The organism is Pseudarthrobacter sp. fls2-241-R2A-168, assembly GCF_030209335.1.
GTDB lineage: Bacteria > Actinomycetota > Actinomycetes > Actinomycetales > Micrococcaceae > Arthrobacter.
This window is the reverse complement of the sequence record NZ_JARVSG010000003.1, coordinates 135,700-154,803: the sequence shown is the minus strand read 5'-3', so window position 1 is coordinate 154,803 and position 19,104 is coordinate 135,700. Positions and strand designations below refer to the sequence as shown.

At 65.5% G+C, this 19,104-nt stretch carries 16 protein-coding genes; 2 read left to right on the top strand and 14 right to left on the bottom strand.

The window, feature by feature from the left end:
• Positions 1 to 6: 6 nt before the first annotated feature.
• The 12 genes from QRN11_RS01360 to QRN11_RS01305 all read right to left on the bottom strand — a co-directional run bounded on the left by QRN11_RS01360 (position 7) and on the right by QRN11_RS01305 (position 15,416).
• Positions 7 to 897, bottom strand: coding sequence for an intradiol ring-cleavage dioxygenase (locus QRN11_RS01360; RefSeq protein ID WP_285249563.1), 891 nt, complete (start codon positions 895 to 897; stop codon positions 7 to 9).
• Between the two features lie 62 nt (positions 898 to 959).
• On the bottom strand, positions 960 to 1,652 hold the full coding sequence (locus tag QRN11_RS01355) for a response regulator (RefSeq protein ID WP_285249562.1): 693 nt from the start codon (positions 1,650 to 1,652) through the stop codon (positions 960 to 962).
• Positions 1,649 to 3,031: a sensor histidine kinase gene (locus QRN11_RS01350; RefSeq protein ID WP_285249561.1), complete on the bottom strand. Its 1,383-nt coding sequence runs from the start codon at positions 3,029 to 3,031 to the stop codon at positions 1,649 to 1,651. Before QRN11_RS01350 ends, QRN11_RS01355 begins: the two co-directional genes overlap by 4 nt.
• Before the next feature lie 22 nt (positions 3,032 to 3,053).
• Positions 3,054 to 3,950: an ABC transporter permease gene (locus tag QRN11_RS01345; protein WP_502934996.1), complete on the bottom strand. Its 897-nt coding sequence runs from the start codon at positions 3,948 to 3,950 to the stop codon at positions 3,054 to 3,056.
• Between the two features lie 5 nt (positions 3,951 to 3,955).
• Positions 3,956 to 4,903 carry an ABC transporter ATP-binding protein gene (locus tag QRN11_RS01340; protein ID WP_285249559.1) on the bottom strand — a complete coding sequence of 316 codons (948 nt, stop codon included), beginning with the start codon at positions 4,901 to 4,903 and terminating at the stop codon, positions 3,956 to 3,958.
• A 163-nt stretch (positions 4,904 to 5,066) separates the two neighbouring features.
• Positions 5,067 to 6,563 carry a bifunctional phosphatase PAP2/diacylglycerol kinase family protein gene (locus QRN11_RS01335; RefSeq protein ID WP_285249558.1) on the bottom strand — a complete coding sequence of 499 codons (1,497 nt, stop codon included), beginning with the start codon at positions 6,561 to 6,563 and terminating at the stop codon, positions 5,067 to 5,069.
• Positions 6,564 to 6,621: 58 nt separating this feature from the next.
• The gene (locus QRN11_RS01330) at positions 6,622 to 7,815 is read right to left on the bottom strand and encodes an MFS transporter (RefSeq protein WP_285249557.1); all 1,194 of its coding nucleotides are present in this window, start codon (positions 7,813 to 7,815) and stop codon (positions 6,622 to 6,624) included.
• Positions 7,812 to 8,585 (bottom strand): DeoR/GlpR family DNA-binding transcription regulator, encoded by a 774-nt coding sequence (locus tag QRN11_RS01325; protein ID WP_285249556.1) that lies wholly within the window; start codon positions 8,583 to 8,585, stop codon positions 7,812 to 7,814. The genes QRN11_RS01330 and QRN11_RS01325 overlap by 4 nt, the downstream gene beginning before the upstream one ends.
• A 143-nt stretch (positions 8,586 to 8,728) precedes the next feature.
• The gene (locus tag QRN11_RS01320; RefSeq protein WP_285249555.1) at positions 8,729 to 10,411 is read right to left on the bottom strand and encodes an ABC-F family ATP-binding cassette domain-containing protein; all 1,683 of its coding nucleotides are present in this window, start codon (positions 10,409 to 10,411) and stop codon (positions 8,729 to 8,731) included.
• Between the two features lie 42 nt (positions 10,412 to 10,453).
• Positions 10,454 to 12,442, bottom strand: a complete 1,989-nt coding sequence (locus QRN11_RS01315) for a penicillin-binding transpeptidase domain-containing protein (protein ID WP_285249554.1) — start codon at positions 12,440 to 12,442, stop codon at positions 10,454 to 10,456.
• Positions 12,443 to 12,508: 66 nt separating this feature from the next.
• The gene (locus tag QRN11_RS01310; protein ID WP_285249553.1) at positions 12,509 to 13,957 is read right to left on the bottom strand and encodes a phytoene desaturase family protein; all 1,449 of its coding nucleotides are present in this window, start codon (positions 13,955 to 13,957) and stop codon (positions 12,509 to 12,511) included.
• Entirely contained in the window at positions 13,950 to 15,416 is a 1,467-nt protein-coding gene (locus QRN11_RS01305; protein ID WP_285249552.1) for a glycosyltransferase family 87 protein, read from the bottom strand. Before QRN11_RS01305 ends, QRN11_RS01310 begins: the two co-directional genes overlap by 8 nt.
• An 80-nt stretch (positions 15,417 to 15,496) precedes the next feature.
• Between QRN11_RS01305 and QRN11_RS01300 the strand changes: the two genes are divergently transcribed.
• Positions 15,497 to 15,745: a hypothetical protein gene (locus QRN11_RS01300; RefSeq protein WP_285249551.1), complete on the top strand. Its 249-nt coding sequence runs from the start codon at positions 15,497 to 15,499 to the stop codon at positions 15,743 to 15,745.
• Between the two features lie 519 nt (positions 15,746 to 16,264).
• Here QRN11_RS01300 and QRN11_RS01295 read toward each other — a convergent pair.
• Entirely contained in the window at positions 16,265 to 16,849 is a 585-nt protein-coding gene (locus tag QRN11_RS01295) for a histidine phosphatase family protein (RefSeq protein ID WP_091419393.1), read from the bottom strand.
• Positions 16,846 to 18,351, bottom strand: a complete 1,506-nt coding sequence (locus QRN11_RS01290) for a CCA tRNA nucleotidyltransferase (protein WP_285249550.1) — start codon at positions 18,349 to 18,351, stop codon at positions 16,846 to 16,848. Before QRN11_RS01290 ends, QRN11_RS01295 begins: the two co-directional genes overlap by 4 nt.
• Positions 18,352 to 18,558: 207 nt before the next feature.
• Here QRN11_RS01290 and QRN11_RS01285 point away from each other — a divergent pair, with 207 nt between their 5' ends.
• Positions 18,559 to 19,059, top strand: coding sequence for an NUDIX hydrolase (locus QRN11_RS01285; protein ID WP_091419389.1), 501 nt, complete (start codon positions 18,559 to 18,561; stop codon positions 19,057 to 19,059).
• Positions 19,060 to 19,104 lie beyond the last annotated feature (45 nt).

Below are 19,104 nucleotides of genomic sequence, written 5' to 3'. Positions count from 1 at the left end.
CCGAGTCTAGATGGTGACGTTCAGGCCCGCCGTGTAGCCGGCTGCGGCTGAACCGGTCATAGTAGCCAGCTGGTAGATTCCGCCGTCGTTCCTGAAGACGTTGTCCGACTTGAGTGTGGTGCGGGGAAAGTTCTTGGCGCTGGACTCGTAGCCTGTCGTGGCGTACACCTCCTCGCATGCGGCCTGGGTGAGAGCAATCTGCGAAACGGCCAGCACCTGGCCCGCCGCCGTCGCGTTGCTCATCGATTCGAACACTTCAAAATGGATGTGCGGCCAACGGCCCGTGTACGCGCCAGGGAATATTGAAGTGAACGTGACCTGGCCGTTCGCGTCAGCCTCCTGGACCCCGCGGAGGAAGTTCTCGTTCCCGAGGCTGGAATCGTACATCGAGTACCTCCCCTCCCTGTCGCAGTGCCAGGCATAGACGGCCGCACCGGCCAACGGCACACAGCCGTTGGCGTTATCCAGCAGCGTCAGCGTAAAGGTCAGCGGTACCCCTTCGGCCTTGGCCGTGCCTGTGCCAAAGCTGGAGGTGATGTCCTGCCGTACCACTCCCGAGGCTTCCAGGACGTTCGGTCCGTTCGAGCCGTCCCCTGGAAACGGGCCGGCCGTTTCCTGCGGAATCTCCACGCCGCATTCGGCAATTGCCCGGGTCAACGTGGGCGACGGTGCGGCGGCTGCCGAGGCAGACGCGGATGCCGTTGCACTCCCAGTGGCTGCAGCGTTCGACGCCGACGGGCCGGCGCCGGAGCTTGATCCGCCTGGCGTGCACGCAGCCAGGGCTGCGGCGGCGCTGCCCGCGCCAAGGAACATGCCCAGGGAGCGGCGGCTCATCATCGTGGACAGGTCGAACTCCAGTCCGCGGTCGTGATCGGGATGGGGGAGTTTGTTTGTCATGCCACCATCCAACCGTCCCCGCCTGTCACCTGCATAGGGCATTCCTGTGCGCAGGCTGTGCCTCAGTAGTCCGGGTTGCTCGGCACCACCAGGCCGGTCTCGTAGGCATACACCACTGCTTGGACACGGTCGCGGAGATGGAGCTTGGTGAGGATCCGCCGCACGTGCGTCTTCACCGTCGCCTCGGACAGGAAGTACCGGTGGGCGATCTCCGCGTTGGACAGCCCCTCTGCCATCGCTTCCAGCATCTCGGTTTCCCGGGGCGTCAGATCCGCCAGGAGGGGATCAGGCGCAGTTGTCACGGGCGCCGGCCTGGTGGTGCCGCGCACGTATGTTTCGAGCAGCCGCTGGGTCACTCGGGGTGCCACCACTGCATCACCGCTGGCCACCACCCGGACGGCATTAATCAGGTCCTGCGGCGCCGCATCCTTCAGGAGGAACGCGGATGCGCCTGCCTGGAGGCCGGCAAAGGCATACTCGTCCACGTCAAAGGTGGTCAGGATGATGATCCTCGAGCCCGCGCCGTCGGCCGTGATGGCCCGTGTGGCCTCAATGCCGTCCAGCACGGGCATCCGGACGTCCATCAGCACCACGTCGGGCGTGAGTTCACGGACCAGCCGGACGGCCTCGGCGCCGTCGGAGGCTTCGCCCACAATCCGCAGATCCTCCTCACCTTCAAGGATGAGCCGGAACCCCATCCGGAGCAGGGGCTGGTCGTCCACCAGCAGGACCGTGATGGCCGGGTCGATCGTCATGCTTTCCCTTGCAGTTGGTGCGGGCGGATGGAATCGGTAACCTCGTCGCCGGGCCAGGAAAGGACGGCGTGCACCCGCCAGCCCCGTCCGCTGCGGCCGGCTTCCACACTGCCGGCATAAATCCGGGCACGTTCAGCCATGCCCGTGATTCCCTGGCCCGTGCCGAACGAGGTCCCGGAAGAGGTACCCGAAGAGGTGCCGTAGGAGCCGTTCGCGGCGGCCGAAATGCTGACCCCGTCAGGTGGGGCCTCCCCGGGAACTCCCGCGCCGTCGTCGAGCACGTCTATGATGACCGTGGAACCTGAGCGGATGATCGAAACGTCCACCCGCCCCAGTGAACGGCCGTAGCGGAGCACATTGGTCAGCGATTCCTGGACGATCCGGTACACGGTGAGCTGGAAGGCGGCGTCGTCGGGCAAGGCCGGCCCGGTATGGGAGTAATGCAGGGGCAGGCCTGCCGTGCGGAAACCCTCCAGAAGCGTGGACAGGCTGTCCCCCGAAGCGAGCGGCAGCCGGGGTGCCGCTGATCCGTCCTCGCGCAGGACGCCCAGCACACGCCGCATATCGGCGAGGGCTGTGCGGCCCGTCCGGGACAGTTCACCGAGCACCTCGCCGGCGCGTTCCGGACTTTTCCGGACCACGACGGCGGCACCGTCGGACAAACTGACCATCACCGTCAGCGAGTGGGCCACGACGTCGTGCATTTCCCGGGCGATCCGGTTCCGTTCACTGACGGACGCCAGGCTCGCGGTCCTCGCCGCCCAGGCGGCTATCTCCTGTTCGTGTTCGCGCCGCTGCCGGACCGAGATGCCGATCCCCGTGGCAATAACGTTGGACAGCGCGATGGTGGCACCGGTGGCAATGCTGGTCAGGAGGTGGAAATCTTCCGGATTGACGTGGGTGTGGACAACCTCTATCCGCATCGGCCCGACGGCGGCCAGGAGGTAGAGGAGTGCCAGCGGCGCGGTGGCTGCGGCCGTCGCGATGATTGCGAAGCGGCGGCTGCGCGCCACGGCCACGGCGTAGAGCGAAAACCACAGTCCCGCCGAGACGTTGGAACCCCAGGGATGCAGCAGCGTCACGGCCACCTCGGCCACCGCCACGAAGGCAACAAGGGCCACCGGGTAGGAACGCCGGAGGAACAACGCCCCCGCCACGGCCGCCAGCAGGAGTGCGGCGATCCATTTGCCGGACCCGACGGCGTCCACCACCGTGGGTGCCACCAGCAGGCCGTAGCTGAGAACCACCACAGCATCCATAACCCGCCGGTGGGCATGCAGGTAGCGCCGGATGAGTCCCCTGCGCCTGGCGGTGAGCTCGGCAAAGGACGCGTCGGCCTGGCCGGCCGGCGCGTCCCTTCCTACTGCCGTTTCTGTCATTCCTGCTTATATTCCTGCTGGGTTATACGTCGCGCTTTTTCAGCACGATCATCGCCGGGATCAGGAACAGCAGCACGTATCCCAGGAAGATCAGGCCGCCGTGCCAAGGGTCAATGATGCCGTCCGTGTGTCCAATGGAGAGGAAGCGGCCGCCGGCTTCGCTGGGAATGTACTGCGGCACGTACTTCCAGAACTCGCCGGGGATGAGGGTCATAAAGCTTGCGGCGATGGACAGGACGAAGAACAAGGCCACCAGGACGGTGATGCCGCCGGCGGAATTGCGTAGCAATGTTCCCAGCGAAAGTCCGATCAGGGCAACGCCGGCCACGTAGAGGCCGCCGGTGAAGATGCTGTAGAGCACACCATCGGTGGACCAGTCGAGGTCGAAGCCCATCCCCTGGAACACCGGCATGGCGATCAGGAAGGTTGCAACCCCGGCAATGGTGGTGATGACGTAGGAGATGACGGTGAGGATGATCGCCTTGGCCACAAAGGCAGGAGTGCGCCGGGGGACGGCGTTCATGGTGGAACGGATCATTCCGGTGGCGTACTCAGAGGACATAAAGAGGACCGCGAGTGAGCCGAGGATGAGGATGCCGATCTGCAGCCCAGCGTTGGGCAGGTTGTACAGGTCAAAACCGGAGCCCGGGGGAAAGGATTTTTCCAGCATGTCAGGGGTCATCGTCTGCCCCTGGTCCCTGGCGCGGCGAATCATTTCATCCAGGTAGCTGTAGCGGATCAGGACAGCAAGTGCCCCCACGCCCACGATGGCAAGCAGCGTCAGCAGCAGCAGGATGCGGGTGGACAACAAGGACCACAGCTTGATCCATTCGGACCGCAGGACGCCGGTAAAAGTCACTCCCCGTGAACCTGCGGAGGAACGGGTGGGGACGGTACGGGTTTCAGTCATGGTGCTCATCGTCCTTACTTTCCTGCCGCTGCCGAGGCGGATACTGCGGGCCCGCCGGTCAGGTGTGAGTGGTATTCCACTTCGTCCTTGGTGAGGTCGAAGTACGCGTCTTCCAGAGATGAGAGCTGCGGCGTGAGTTCGTAGAGCAGCACCCGGTTGTCCAAAGCGATGCGGGCAATCTGCCGGGAGTCCATCCCAGTTACTTCAAGGGTCTCCGGCTCGCTCTGGTCCACGGTGACGCCGTCGCCGGCCAGGAGGGCGGAGAGTTCCAGGGCGGCGCCGGTGCGGACCAGCGTCTTGGCCTGCCGGGTTCCGGCAATGATTTCCTTCACCGGTGCATCGGCAATAATCCGGCCGCGGCCAATGACGATCAGGTGGTCCGCGGTCTGGGCCATCTCGCTCATCAGGTGCGAGGACAGGAAGATGGTTTTGCCCTGGTTGGCCAGGTAGCGGACCAGGTTCCGGACCCACAGCACGCCTTCCGGGTCCAGGCCGTTGACCGGTTCGTCCAGGATGAGGGTCTGGGGGTCGCCCAGCAGCGCAGCGGCAATGCCCAGCCGCTGGCCCATGCCCAGGGAGAAGCCGCCCGCCTTCTTGCGCGCCACCGCCTCCAGGCCGGTCATTTCAATGACTTCCCGGACCCTGGCCTTGGGAATGCCGTGCGTGGCAGCCATGGCCAACAGGTGGTTGTACGCGCTGCGGCTCGTGTGCACGGCCTTCGCGTCCAGCAGTGCGCCCACCTCGTGCAGCGGCGCCTTGTGCTGCGCATAGGGGAGGCCGTTGACGGTGACCGAACCCGACGTCGGCCGGTCCAGTCCCATGATCATTCGCATGGTGGTGGACTTGCCGGCACCGTTCGGTCCCAGGAAGCCCGTAACGAGCCCTGGTTTCACGGTGAAGCTGACCCCGGCCACGGCGGTTTTTCCGCCATAAACCTTGGTCAGGCCTTTTGCCTCAATCATGGATGTTTCCTTCGGACGGCAGTATGCGCTGCGGGAGAGGTTGCTGGGACGTGGTGTAAACCCCACGCTACCGATCCGACAGCCCGAATTCGCCGGTCTCAGGGATGATTCAGGGGTAAACCGGGGTAGTCCCCCTGGATGACTGCTTCCTGGGACTGCTGTGTCAGGGCCGCGGGGAGTAGTACGTCAGTGCCTGGCGCCGCACGCTGTACTCCACGCTGCGTACGCCCGCCACCGCCTCACCGTCCACAGCCAGTGCCATGGGTGAGCCGCCTGCCTCGATCCGGACGTTCGTCGCCTCGCTCAGGTGGGTAATGCGTGAAGTGGCCACTGTGCCGGTCAACACGGACCAGAGCAGGCGGAGCCGGGCGAAGGACTCATCAGCCGTAATCATCCGGACGTCAAGGATGCCGTCGTCGAGAACGGGCCGGAACAGCGGCGCGTGGTCGCGGGGGTAGTACCGGCCGCGTCCCACGTAGGCTATCCACAACTTATGGCTCCGGCCGTTCACGGTCAGGGTGGTGGGGGTGCCGGCAGCGAACGTGCGGAACATGGCAACTACTCCTGCCAAGGGTTTGCCCAATGCCGGCTGCAGGTGTTCGCGCCGGCGGACAAGGTTGGGATAGAGACCGATGCTGGAGGTGTTCAGCATGATCACTTCCGCTGCTTCCGGCTTGCCCGCGAGGCCGCGCTCCACGGTGACAATGCCGACGTCGGCCAAGGCAGCTTCGCCCTTCGATGCTGCGGCCAGGGCCTCCTTCAGGCTCCCGGTACCGGCGTCACGGGCGAAGTGGTTGAGTGTCCCGCCCGGCAGCACCAGCAGGGGGAGGGAACGTTCGACGGCGGCCGCGGCCGCGGCTCCTACGGTTCCATCACCACCCCACACCCCCAGCGCAAGCGTCCCGGGCCGGGCCGCCGTCTGGTCAATCGCTGCCAGGAGGTCCTCATCCGGCTCCACAGTTCTTATATACGCCTTAGGGAATACTTTCAGGAGTGCTTCGGCCGTCTCTTCCTTGAAAGACCCGCCGAGAGTGTTTACCACGATGCTCAGCCCGTCTCCCCCGGGCAGTTCGGGAGCTGAGGTCCAGGTCCTGCTGGTCTGCGGAAAGGGCGGGCGGACAGGCCACCACCGCCGCGTTATCAGGGCAGCACCCGCCCCGATCGCTGAGCCGAAGAGCACATCCGAGGGCCAGTGCGCTCCGGTGTGAACGCGGGAGTAGGCCACTCCCAGCGCCGCCGGAGCCAGCGCTGCACCAATGGACGGCTTCACCAGTCCCACCCCCACGGCGAAGGCCACAGCCGAGGCCGAGTGTCCCGACGGCATGGATGAGCTCTTGGGTTGCGGATGGACAAACCGGAACACTGGAAGGTGCTCCGGGAGTGGCCGGGCGCGGGGCAGGAGCGTCTTGAAAATTCCGTTGGTGACCGCCGAGGCCACCGCTTGGGCGATGAGTCCGTGAAGGGCGGCCCGCCGGGGCCTGCCGGGAATTATGGCGATGGCCGCTGCTATGCCCATCCAGAGTTTTCCGTGGTTGGCGGCAGCCGAAAGCCTGCGGAAAAACTCGTCATGGTTTCCGCCCGGCAAGCGCGAAACATACCGTACGAGGTATCTATCCGTGCGGCTGATCCATCGATGGCTTGTCCGCCATGTGCTCTGCATGCCCCTCACCCTACCGCCGTAGACAAGGGACGGAAGCGGCTGCTACCGGCGTTGCGGCCTACTTGGCCTTCAACGGCTTGGCAGCACCGGCCAGCAGGAGCGCCACCAGGATGGGGGCAAGGATTGCCAGCAATGCGTGATGGATACCGGTGAGGTCGCCCAGGTAGCCCAGCAGGGGAGGACCTGCCAGGAATGAGATGTATCCCAGGGTGGACACTACCGAGACACGCGCTGCAGCGTGCTGCGGGTCGTCGGCAGCAGCGGACATACCCATCGGAAAGGCCAGGGCTGCCCCTATGCCCCAGAGTGCGGCACCCATGGCGGCCAGCCAGGGGTTTCCGGCAAGCACAAAGAGGCACAGTCCGGCCGCAGCTGCGGCCATGCTCGCCCGGAGCACGGTAACCCGGCCGTACTTGTCGATGACGCGGCCGCCGAGGAAGCGCATCGCCGTCATGGCCAGGACAAAGAGGGCGAACATCAGGGCGCCCGTGGATTCGGAGGTGCCCAGGCCGTCCACCGACGCCTTGGCGATCCAGTCGTTGCCCGCACCCTCTGTCAGGGTGGCTCCAAGGACAACAATGCCGATGAGCACGGTCCTGCTGTCCCGCCAGGCGGACGGGCCTTTGACGGCCTTGGCGCCGTCGGCGGGAGCGGGGATGGGGACGTGCGGCAGGAAGTAGCGTGGCGCGAGCATGGTCACCACTAGAACAATGCCCACGATGACCAGCAGGTGCAGCGCCAGGTCAATGCCAAGATTGGACAGGCCTGCCCCGATGAGGGCACCAACGAACGCGCCGCCGCTGAAGGCAGCGTGGAACTGGGGCATGATGGTCCGCCGGAGCTTGTGTTCCACGTCCGCACCTTCGATGTTCTGGGAAACATCCCACAGGCCGATGGCGATACCGAAGAAAAACAGGGACACGGCTGTGCCCGGGATGGACGCGATAGACAGCGACAACGCGATTCCCACGCCGGCGGCCGAGGCCAGCAATCCGCCCAGACGCACCGTATTCGCCGTACCGAGCCGTCCTACCACCCATCCTGCGGTGGGCAGGGCGAGCAGTGAGCCGACGGCGGTGCAGAGCAGCAAGGTCCCCATCTGGCCCGACGTGATCTGCAGCGTTTCCGTGACTGCGGGAATCCGTGCGGCCCAGCTGGCGAAAACCAGTCCGTTGATGCCAAAGACAACAAAAGTGGCGGCCGCGGCTGCCTTAAGTCCGGCCTGCTGTGCCGTACCTGTATTTATGCTCATACGTTCACTACTTCCACAGAGTTGTCTTCAAGTCGTCGTCGTTCGTCCTGGCTGAACTGCTTGTCCGTGACCATGATGTCCACACGGTCGAGGCCGGCCACAAGGGCCCTGGCATGCGCATCCCATTTCGCTGCGGCGGCAGCCACCACCACTCGGGACGCTGATTCCAGCCCGGCCCGCTTCACCGCCGCGTCCTCCAGGTCATGGGCAAGAAGTCCGTCTTTGAGGTCCACGGCGCAGGGCGTGACCACTGCCGTGTCGAAGCGCAGCGAGCGGACATTGGATTCCGCAAGCGGACCCCGGAAACACAGTTCGGCGGGAACCAGGCTTCCGCCCGGCAGCAGCAGGGCGGGGCGGGTTCCGGCCGTAGCTTCTTCAGCGGCGAGAACGTTGAGCGACCGCAGTGACATCGGCATCAGGGTCAGGTCCCTCCCTGCCAGCGCCCGGGCCACCTCGGTGGCGGTGCTGCCACTGTCCAGCCACACATGCTCCCGGTCGCGGAGGAGGCCGGCAACGGCGGCGGCGATGCGCTTCTTGGCGTCCTGGTCCTCCAGTTCCCGTTGCCCGTAGCCCGGATTCCCGCCATGGCCAATCAGGCTTCGTGCTCCGCCGTGGACCCGGCGAAGAACGCCGTTGGCGGCGAGGACCTCAAGGTCGCGGCGGATCGTAGCTCCGGAAGCGTCGCAGGCAAGCGTCAGCTCCTCCACCGTCACCTCCTGGCGCTGGCGGAGCAGCTCGGCGATAGTACGATGCCGCTCGTCCGTCTTCATGATCAAATGATAGCAACGTCTGATCATTTGATCATAAAGTCGTCAGACGCTCTCTCACTTGATGCGCCAAAACTCCCACCCCTCTCGCACTCATGCGAGAGGGTCAGCGAAAAATGCCCATTAACTGAGAGAGCGTGTGAGGGTCAGCGGGCGCGTTCCACCCGCTTCTCATCCCACACGGGCTCGACGGATTCATATACCTTGCCGTCCGATCCAAAGACCAGGAAGCGGTCAAAGGTGCGGGCAAACCAGCGGTCGTGCGTCACCGCCAGGACGGTTCCCTCGAAGTGGTCGATGGCGCGCTCCAGGGCCTCGGCCGAGTGCAGGTCCAGGTTGTCAGTGGGTTCGTCGAGGAGCAGCAGCGTGGCACCACTGAGCTGCAGGAGCAGGATCTGGAAGCGCGCCTGCTGCCCGCCGGAGAGGGACTCGTACTTCTGCTCAGACTGCCCGGCCAGCCCATACCCGTCCAGTGCGCCGGCTGCTGCCTCGCGGCCCAGCCCCGACCGGTGTTCGTCTCCGCGGTGCAGGATTTCCAGCAGCGTTTTGCCCAGCAGGTCCGGGCGCACGTGTGTCTGCGCGAAGAAGCCGGGTCGGATGCGGGCGCCAAGTTTCACTGTGCCTTCGTGGGGCACTTCGGCGATTTCGACGTCGGACACGGGCAGGTGCTCCCGCTCCGGATCGGTGCCGCCGGTGGCGAGCAGCCGGAGGAAGTGCGATTTGCCGGAACCGTTGGATCCCAGGACGCCCACGCGGTCACCAAACCATACTTCGGTGGAGAACGGTTTCATCAGGTTGGTCAGTTCCAGCTTTTCGGCCACGATGGCGCGCTTGGCGGTGCGGCCGCCCTTGAGCCGCATCTGCACGTTCTGCTCAATGGGCAGCGCTTCGGGCGGCCCGATCTCCAGGAATTTGGCCAGCCGGGTCTGGGCGGCGTGGTACCGGTTGGCCATGTCGGAGCGGAACGCAGCCTTGTTTTTGTACATGTTGACGAGTTCCTTGAGCTTGACGTGCTCCTCGTCCCACCGCTTGCGCAGTTCCTCAAAGCGGGCATTGCGGTCCGCCCGGGCCTCCACGTAGGAGCCGAACCCGCCGCCATGGATCCAGGCTCCGGCCCCGTTGATGCCTGGCTCAAGGGTGACGATGCGGCCGGCAGCGTTGTTCAGCAGCTCCCGGTCGTGGCTGATGAAGAAGACGGTCTTTTTGGAGTCGTTCAGCTTTTCCTCGAGCCAGCGCTTGCCGGGCACGTCCAGGTAGTTGTCCGGTTCGTCCAGCAGCAGCAGGTCGTCAGGGCCGGCAAAGAGCGCTTCAAGGACCAGCCGCTTCTGCTCACCGCCGGACAGGCTCGACGCCGGGCGGTGCTGCGCCCGGTCAAAGGGGAGTCCCAGCGCCGCCATGCACACCTCATCCCAGACGGTCTCGACGTCATAGCCGCCCGCGTCCCCCCAGTCCACGATGGCCTGGGCGTAACGCATCTGGCTTGGCTCGTCGTCGTGCTCCACCATCGCAAGTTCCGCCTCGTCGACCTCACGGGCGGCAGCGGCCAGTGCGGGCGGCGCGGCGGAGACCAGCAGGTCGCGCACTGTGGAGTCATCGCGGACCTGGCCGACGAACTGGCGCATGATGCCCATGTTCCCGGACCGGCCGATAACCCCTTCGTCGGGCACCAGGTCCCCGGCGATGATCCGGAACAGCGTGGTCTTGCCAGTTCCGTTGGGACCGATCAGGGCCGTTTTGGTGCCGTCCGGAACCTTGAAGGTCACTCCGTTGAGAAGCTGGGTGCCGTCGGAGAGGAAGTAATCAATGCCGGAAACGTCAATATGGGCCACGTACTCCATCTTCCCACGGCACGCCCTCCCGGATTTTTGGCCTTAGCCGGCGGCGGTCAGGAACTTCTGCAGCAGCGGGCCGGAGGTGGTTGCGCCCAGGCCGCCGTCCTCCACGAAGACGGCAACGGCGAGGTCGCCGTGCACGGCCACAATCCAGGCGTGGGTCTTGGGCGGGTTTTCCTTCCCGAACTCGGCGGTGCCGGTTTTGGCCCCCACGGGTGCCCCGGGGACGCTGGTGAGGAAGCCGGCATGTCCGGAGGTCACGACGGCGCGCATCATGTCTGCCAGCTTCGTCGCCTCCTCCGGGGTGATGGGGTTGCCGGACGCTTGGGACGGCGCCTCGGCACTGGCGGTGGCGGAGGGCTGCGCAGGCGGAACAGAGGACCCGCTGGTGGTTCCCTCGGCGGCAGCACCGGCGTCGGGATTCAGGACAAGCTGCGGGGCAACCGGAGCGCCCTTGGCCACCGAGCCGGCCATCATGGCGGCGGCCAACGGAGACAGCAGCACTTTGCCCTGGCCAATCATGGAGGCGGCGTGCTCGGTGCCGGCGGCCTCGCCGGGGACGGAGCCCAGGAAGGCGTCCGCGCCGAGGGTGGGCGCTTCGACGGCGATGCCCATGGCAAGGGCCGCTGCTTCAAGCTGGCTTTGGGAGACATTGTCCCGCGCGGCGATGAAGGCCGTGTTGCAGGAGTGCGCGAAGGCATCACGGAGCGTCACCGACCCCAGCGAACTCTCCGGGTACCCCTCCGAATTCTTGAACGTCCGCCCGTCCACCGTCAATGTTGGCGTGCATTCAACCTTCGAATCCGGGGTCAGGCCATTCCGGAACATGGCCAGCGAATCCACCATTTTGAAGATGGAGCCCGGTGCGTACTGGCCCAGCATGGCCGTGTTGTAGCCGTTGCTTCCCGGCCCTGACGCTGCTGCCAGCACTGCCCCGGTGGACGGCCGGAGAGCCACAATCGCGGAGGCCGGTTTCACTCCTTCAAGGGTGGTCTCCGCCAGTGACTGGAGGGTTGGGTCCAGGGTGGTCTTCAGCGGCGTTCCCGGCGTGGGCTTCACTTCGAAGAGGACCCGACGCGGATCCGTGGCGGCCGACTGGATCTGTTCCCTGGTCAGGTCTGCCCGCTGCGCGCGGATTACGACGGCGTCAGTTCCCCTGAGTTGTTCGTCGTACTGTTGCTGCAGCCCGCCGATGCCGGTCACGTCTCCCGCCGTCAGCCCGCCTTTTGATGCTTCGATCTGCTCGGCAGTAGCCTCCCCGACGGAACCGAGGACGGCCCGGGCAAAGGTGCGGCTCGGAGCCAGCGGCATGGATGCGGGAATGGCACGGGCTCCGGGAATGGCCGCAATCTGCTCGTTGGTGATGGTGCGGCCTTCGTCGCGCAGCGTTATCGCGGAGACAAAGGCCTCGGCGCCGGAGGCCTGCACCTGCTGGGTGTAGGCGGCGGGATCCACGCCCACGAGGGCGGCGAGCTTGCCGGCGGAATCAGCGGGGTCTGCAGCGCCCAGCTGGGGCTTGTCGATGCCAACGTTCACCACGGGGCGGTACGTCACCAGGGGCACGTCTCCGGCGCCCAGGATGTCCGCACGCTGGGGTGACTGCGACCCCTTGGTCAGGGTCTCGCTGTCCGCCAGCCCCGGCGCCAAAGTGGCAGGGTCCCACACGGTAAGCCATTTGTCCCCGGACTTCTTGAATTTGGCCGAGACGGTGTATTTCCACTCGGCACCGCCAAAGTTCCAGGTGTAGTTCAGCGGGGCTGAGGCGTTGTCGCCATCAAGCGTGAGTTCGCCGGCTTCAACGGCCGGCTTCGAGGGGTCGAGGGCGGCGAAAACGCTCTTCAGCTGGTCATTGGCGGCCGTGGAGTCCTTGCCGTCGAAGGGCACCGCCCCCACGTCGAGTCCCGAGACGGCGGTAGCCAGTTGTGTGGCGGCGGCTTCGGCGCCGCCCCTGCCGTCATCGCAAGCCACCAGCGATGTTCCAAGAATGACGGCAGCAATGCCCAAAGACAGTTTTGTAGATATCCCCATCGCGCCATTATCTCCCGGTTTTTGCCCCGGGCTTGCCATGGCCCGCGGCACGAAACGGAGCAGGGCCTAGGCCGCGTCCAGGCCGAGTGCCGGGACGGGCAGGGCGAATATGTCCTGCAGGGCATGTTTGGCCGCGTGGTAGCCCGGCATGCCCGTGACCCCTGGCCCGGGCGGGGTCGAGGAGGAGCAAAGGTATATGCCACGCAACGGTGTACGCCAGGGCACGGGCGAAACCACGGGCCGCTGCACCAGGTTCAGCATGTCCATGCTCCCGGCGCTGAAGTCCCCGCCCACGTAATTCCGGTTGTACTGGGCCAGTCCGGCGGCGGTGATGGCCCTGGACTCCACCACGACGTCCCGGAACCCGGGGGCGAAACGTTCCACCTGGGCGGTGACGGTTTCCGTCATGTCCCTCGTTGAGCCGGCGGGCACGTGGCAGTACGCCCAGAGGGTGTGGCGGCCGGACGGAGCACGGCTGGAGTCGAAGCGGGACTGTTGGGCCACCAGCACATAAGGCCGTTCCGGGTGTTTGCCGGCGCTGACCTCGTTCTCAGAGCGGGCAACTTCCGCCCGGGTCCCGCCGAGGTGGACTGTCCCGGCGTTGGCCAGTTCAGGTGCAGTCCATGGCACAGGACCGGAAAGGATGAAATCCACCTTGCAGGAACCGTTGCCGTACCTGAAGGATTCCAGGGCCGCACGGTAGCCGGTGGGCAGGGCATGGCCCGCCATGTTCAACAGCCCTTGCGGAGCCACGTTCAAGAGAGTGGCGCGTGCAGGGGGAAGGTCCTCAAGCCGGTCGATTGGTGCATCGGTGTGGATTGCACCCCCGTGCGCAGCGAGGTCCTCGGCCAGGGCCGCAGCTATGGATGCGGACCCGCCTTCCGGAATAGGCCATCCTCCCGCGTGTCCCAGTGCTCCCAGCATCAACCCGCCGCCGGAAGCGGCCAGGGACGGCTGGTGGGAGATCGCGTGCGCCGCCACGCCTGCGAGCAGGGCGGGCGCTAGTTCTTCCCTGAACCGGGTGTTCCACAACCGCGATCCCTGCTCCAGGGTCCTCAGCCCGAAAATCCCCGCTGCCAAAGGGTTGCGCGGGATCCGAAGGAGCTGGTTCTGGGTGAAGTCCATAACGTCGTCGATGCGCTGCACCAGGGGCGCCATCAGCTTCCGGTAGGCCCCGCCGTCGCGGCCCAACTCCTCGGCGGTCCGATCGAGCGACCGGTACGCGAGGGCGGCCCGTCCGCCGTCCAGCGGGGAGGCGTAGGACAGCTCGGGCGTGATGAGGTTGACGCGCCGGAACAGTTCGAAGGCCTTGAAGAACGGTGATGCCACGGCCATCGGATGCACCGCCGAGCAGATGTCATGGAAGTGCCCTGGCTGCATCAGCTCGCTGGTGCGGGTGCCCCCGCCGATGCTTGGGCCGGCTTCGAATAGTTCCACGGACAACCCTGCCCGCGCCATCACCACTGCCGCTGCCAGTCCGTTGGGCCCGGCGCCCACCACCACAACATCAGGCACTGGACCCTGCTTTCCATGGGAGGAGTGAACGGGAGGATCCGCCGGGGCCCCGCCGGAACCAGTCGGGCGCGCCCGCGAAGGGGCCGCCGTGGGGATCATCAACGTGGTGCCGCCGGATGGGATCGTAGGCCGGATCGAAGATGTCCCAGGTCACGCGCAGCATCAGGTATCCCACCGCGGCCATGTGCCCAGCCACGGCCAGGGCGTAGTACGGCATATCCAGGTTGTGCTGGGATGAGCCTGCGCTGGTCACCTGTCCAAGGTACATCCACACGGCCGCCCAGTGCAGGCCTTCAATGCCCTGCCAGATCAGGAACTCCTGCCACCGCGGCCGTGCCAGCGCGAGCAGCGGGACCAGCCACACCACAAACTGCGGCGAGTAGACCTTGCCGGTCAGGATGAACGCCGCCACGATCAGGAAGGCCAGCTGGGCCAGCCGGGGCCGGCGCCGGGCAGTAAGGGCAACCGCCGCTATGGCCGCGCAGGACAAGAGAAAGAGGCCCGGGGACAGAAGGTCGACGGCGGCCGGGCTGAGTTCCGTCCATCGCAGCCGGGCCGCAACCAGGTTGTACACAAACCAGGGCGAGCTGTAGCCGGCATCGCGGTCCGCGCTGAACTGGAAAAAGTAGCTCCAGCCCGCAGGGTTGGCCAAGGCGAAAGGCACATTTACGGCCACCCAGGCGGCTGCGGCGGCACCGGCCGTCACGAGCAGGGGACGGAACCGTCCCGTGCGGAGGGCAAGGAGCAGGATGGCGCCAAGCACCAGCAGCGGGTAAAACTTTGTGGCCGCGCCCAGGCCAATGAAGACGCCGGCAAGCAGGGGCCGTTGCCGCGCGAAGAAGTACATGCCAAGGGCGAGCAGGGCCACGGCCCACATATCCCAGTTGATGGTCCCGGCCAGCACGATTCCCGGGGCCAGTGCCACCATGGCGGCATCCCACGGCCGTCGGCTGCTCATCCGGGCGGTCGCCAGGACCGCCACCACGGTGACCGCCGCCAGCAGCGCGGCATTGATATCGAAGTAGGCGATGACGCGCGAATCGGTTATTCCGCTCCCGGGGACCAGCCAAGCCGTAACTCCGGCAATAAGGGCGGTCAGGACGGGATACTCAAACAGGCTTCCGGGGCCAAGGACGGGAAAGGTCCCGTCTGCCAGACCCCGGTTCCGGAACAGCTCGGGAAAGTCCGAATAGCAGGTGGCATAGAACTGCGTGGGGGATTCCCAGCCATTGGCCCGGCAATAACCCTTGACCAGGATCCCGGCGAGGGCAGCCAGGACCGTCAGGAGGACCAGGACGCGTTCAACAGTGAAAACCCCGGGCCGGACAATGCCCGGCGCAGAGCGTGATCCCAGGGGGCCGCCGATGACTTCGGTGAAGTTTCGCAAGAGGATGTCGCTGCGGCTGGGAACTACCAGTCGGGGCCGCCCTCGATGCTCCGGCGGCTGGTTCTCCTGCATGCCCTCGAGCTTACCGCCGCCCGGGACGGGGAACGGGACCGGCAGGAGCCCACGCGCGGCCGCGTGGGCTCCTGTACCGCATGGACCTGCTTCATCGGTTCTCCCGGGGACAGGTAAAGGGACAGGCCACAGAGTCAGCGCAGGCCACCCACGTGCTGGTGCAGAAGGACGAATACGTCTTCCCGCTGCTTCTCCAGGAGCGGACGGTTGAATTGCCGGCGGCTGCTGCGTTTTCCCCGTTGGGGAAGCAGGAACTGTTGAAGTTTCTTTATCATTGTGGTCACCTCCTTTTCGAATTGGCTGGCCCGCAAAATGGGCGCGGCAATTAAGCCCTCTTCATACCGCGGATACAGGCGGACTTGGGGCAGCGAAATGTAGTGCAATGGGCAGGGAAGTTTATGCGCTGTCATTAGAGCGCATAAAAAGGCCGCTAAAAGGAGGCAGCTGATATCTGCAGGAAGCAGCAGAAAGCGCGGCTAAAAGGGGGCAGGCTCTTGCGCCGTGCAATGGGCGCAGGAGGTACAGACGCCGGTGCGCAGCCGCCCGGTCACCGCCGGACTCAGTACCGGCGGAAAGGGCGCAGGCTAGGAGCCGGCGCGACCCCTAAACGGGCGCGCAAAAGCATCAGAGGCCGGGGCCGCGGTGATGGTCATCTTCCATCCGCTAGTCAAAGTAATCATTTTCCCAACCTCCTTTTCTGCTCTGCCGTTGCCCAGGCCGTCCGCCTGCAGCAACATGCGCCGGTGACCCCGGCAAGTGGCTCTGGGGTCAGGAATAAAGCTACACCACGATTAGTGCGCACGGCTACCTAATTCGCGGAAATCATCAAAAAGATTTAGAAACAGTTCCTAAAGGCCCCAACGCACAATTGCCGGCGTCCGCTTATCCCAGCCAAGGGTGCACACTTTCGCGGTGCCGAGAATAAAGTGCCGTCCTTCAGCGGGCGGGAGTTCAAGCCAACGGGCTGTCAGGATCCGGGAGAAGTGTCCATGGGCCACAATCAGCACATTATCCATTCCCGATTCGAGGACCCGGCCAATGATTTTGTCCGCCCTCGCGGCAACCTCGTCCAGCGTCTCGCCGTTGGGCACGCCGTGCGTCCAGATCAGGTAATCCGGGTTGTCCTTGCGGATCAGGTCCGAGCTGATTCCTTCGTAGTCCCCGTAGTTCCATTCCACCGCAAGCGGTTCGTGCTGGGCGTCGGGAAAGCCTGCGAGTTCGGCAGTCCGCCGGGCGCGCCGCAACGGTGATGTCAGCACCAGGTCGAAATCGACGGGGTCCAGCACCTTCCGGGCTTCCACCGCCTGCTGTTCGCCTTCCACGGTGAGGGGCAGGTCAGTGAGTCCCGTGTACTGCCCGCTCTTGGACCACTCGGTCTCGCCGTGGCGGAGGATCCAGAGCTGGGGGCGGGGGGCAATGGCAGGGTTGGTCACTTGGACTCCTTAGGGGAAAGGGCGACGCCGGCGGGAGAGGTTCCATCCCCGGTTGCGGCAGGTGCTGATTCAGGCTGTTCGGCCCACCAGCGAAGGAGCCTGGCCTCCGCTTCCGCGGCAGGCAGCGGTCCGTGTTCCATCCGCTCGTTGAGCAGGAACTTGTAGGCCCGGCCCACCACCGGACCCGGTTTGAGGTCCAGCAACGCCATGATGCGGGCACCGTCAAGGTCCGGCCGGACGGCCTCCAGCGATTCCTGTTCCCGCAGTGCCGCGATCCGGGCCTCGAGGTCGTCGTAGGCGAACGCCAGGCGCTCGGCCTTCCGCTGGTTCCGCGTGGTGACGTCGGATCGGGTCAGCCGGTGCAGCCGCTCAAGCAGCGGCCCGGCGTCAGTGACGTAGCGGCGGACTGCGGAATCGCTCCAGCCGGCGTCCCCATAGCCGTAGAACCGCATGTGGAGTTCCACCAGGCGGGCGACTGCCTTGATGGAGTCGTTGTCGAAGCGGAGCGCCTTCATCCGTTTGGTGGTGAGCTTGGCACCCACCATGTCGTGGTGGCGGAAGCTTACCGCGCCGCCCGGTTCGAAGCGCCGCGTGGCCGGCTTGCCGACGTCGTGCATCAACGCTGCGAAACGCAGCACAAAATCCGGCCCGGGCACGGGACCGTCAGCGTCGGTTTCGAGCTCCGCTGCCTGCTCCAAAACCTGCAGCGAGTGCTGGTAGACGTCCTTGTGCCGGTGGTGTTCATCGGATTCGAGCCGCAGGGCCGAAACCTCGGGCAGCACGAATTCCGCCAGCCCTGTGTCCACCAGCAGGTCGATACCTACGCGGGGGCGGGCGCCGCAGATGAGCTTGACCAGCTCGTCCCGGACGCGCTCCGCGGAGATGATGGTGATCCGCTCGGCCATTTGGGTCATGGCCTGCCGGACGTCGTCATGGACGGAGACGCCCAGCTGCGACGCGAACCGGGCCGCGCGCATCATCCGCAGCGGGTCGTCGGAAAAGGACGCTTCAGGGGCGCCGGGGGTGGCCAGGATGGAGGCATGCAGGTGCTTGACCCCACCGAACGGGTCCACTAGTTCCAGCGACGGCAATTTGAGGGCCATGGCGTTGATGGTGAAGTCGCGCCGGAGCAGGTCGTCGGTCAACGATGAGCCGAAGGCCACCACGGGTTTGCGGGATTCAGGATCGTACGCCTCCGCCCGGTAGGTGGTGATCTCGATCTGGAATCCGGCCTTGCGCATGCCGATGGTCCCGAAGGCGCGCCCGATCTCCCAGTAGTTGTCCGCCCACTTCTTGATAAGGGATACCGTCTGGTCCGGCGTGGCGTCTGTGGTGAAGTCCAGGTCGGGGGAGGTCCTGCCCAGGAAAAGGTCACGCACGGGACCGCCCACCAGCGACAGTTCATGGCCGGCGTCCACGAAGCGCTGGCCGAGCTCCAGGACCACCGGGTCCACCTGGAAATCGACGGTGTGGGATTCAGTCTTGTGATGTGCGTGCGCCATAGTTACTTAAGCTTGTCAGAAACCAGCGGCACCGCAGGCCAAAATACTGTCAAGATCCTGCTGATTCCGTCCGCCCCCGGCAAAGCGCGTCATATGCCGTCCATGTTGATGTCATGTTCCGGTCATCACGGACGGGCAACAGTCGTTAGAGTGGACTCCATGGCCCATCCAGTACCGAGCGCTCCAGGCAGGAGGACAAACGCACCGTTGCCGTCGGCAATCGGTGCGCACGTTGCGCCTGCCCCGCATTCGGCGCCGGCCTCGCTGCCCACGGTGGAGGAAGTCTCCGCCGGCGGCGTGGTGGTGGATACGTCCGACGCCGAACTGAGGGTGGCGATTATCGCCCGCCTCAATCGCGGCGGCCGTTTGGAATGGTGCCTGCCCAAGGGGCATCCCGAAGGCAAGGAAAACAACGAGCAGGCCGCCGTCCGGGAGATTGCCGAGGAAACCGGCATTGAAGGCGACATCCTCGCACCGCTGGGAAGCATTGACTACTGGTTCACGGTCAGCGGCCACCGTGTCCACAAAACGGTCCACCACTACCTCCTGCGCGCCACGGGCGGCGAACTAACCATCGAAAACGATCCGGACCAGGAAGCGGTGGACGTGGCGTGGGTTCCCATCCAGGAACTTGCCCGCAAGCTGTCCTTCCCCAATGAACGCCGGATCGCCGACCTCGCCCGGGAAGTCCTTCCCGAACACCTTTAGGGGCGCACCGCGGCGACTGCCGTGCGGCGATGGGCTGCTGCGGGT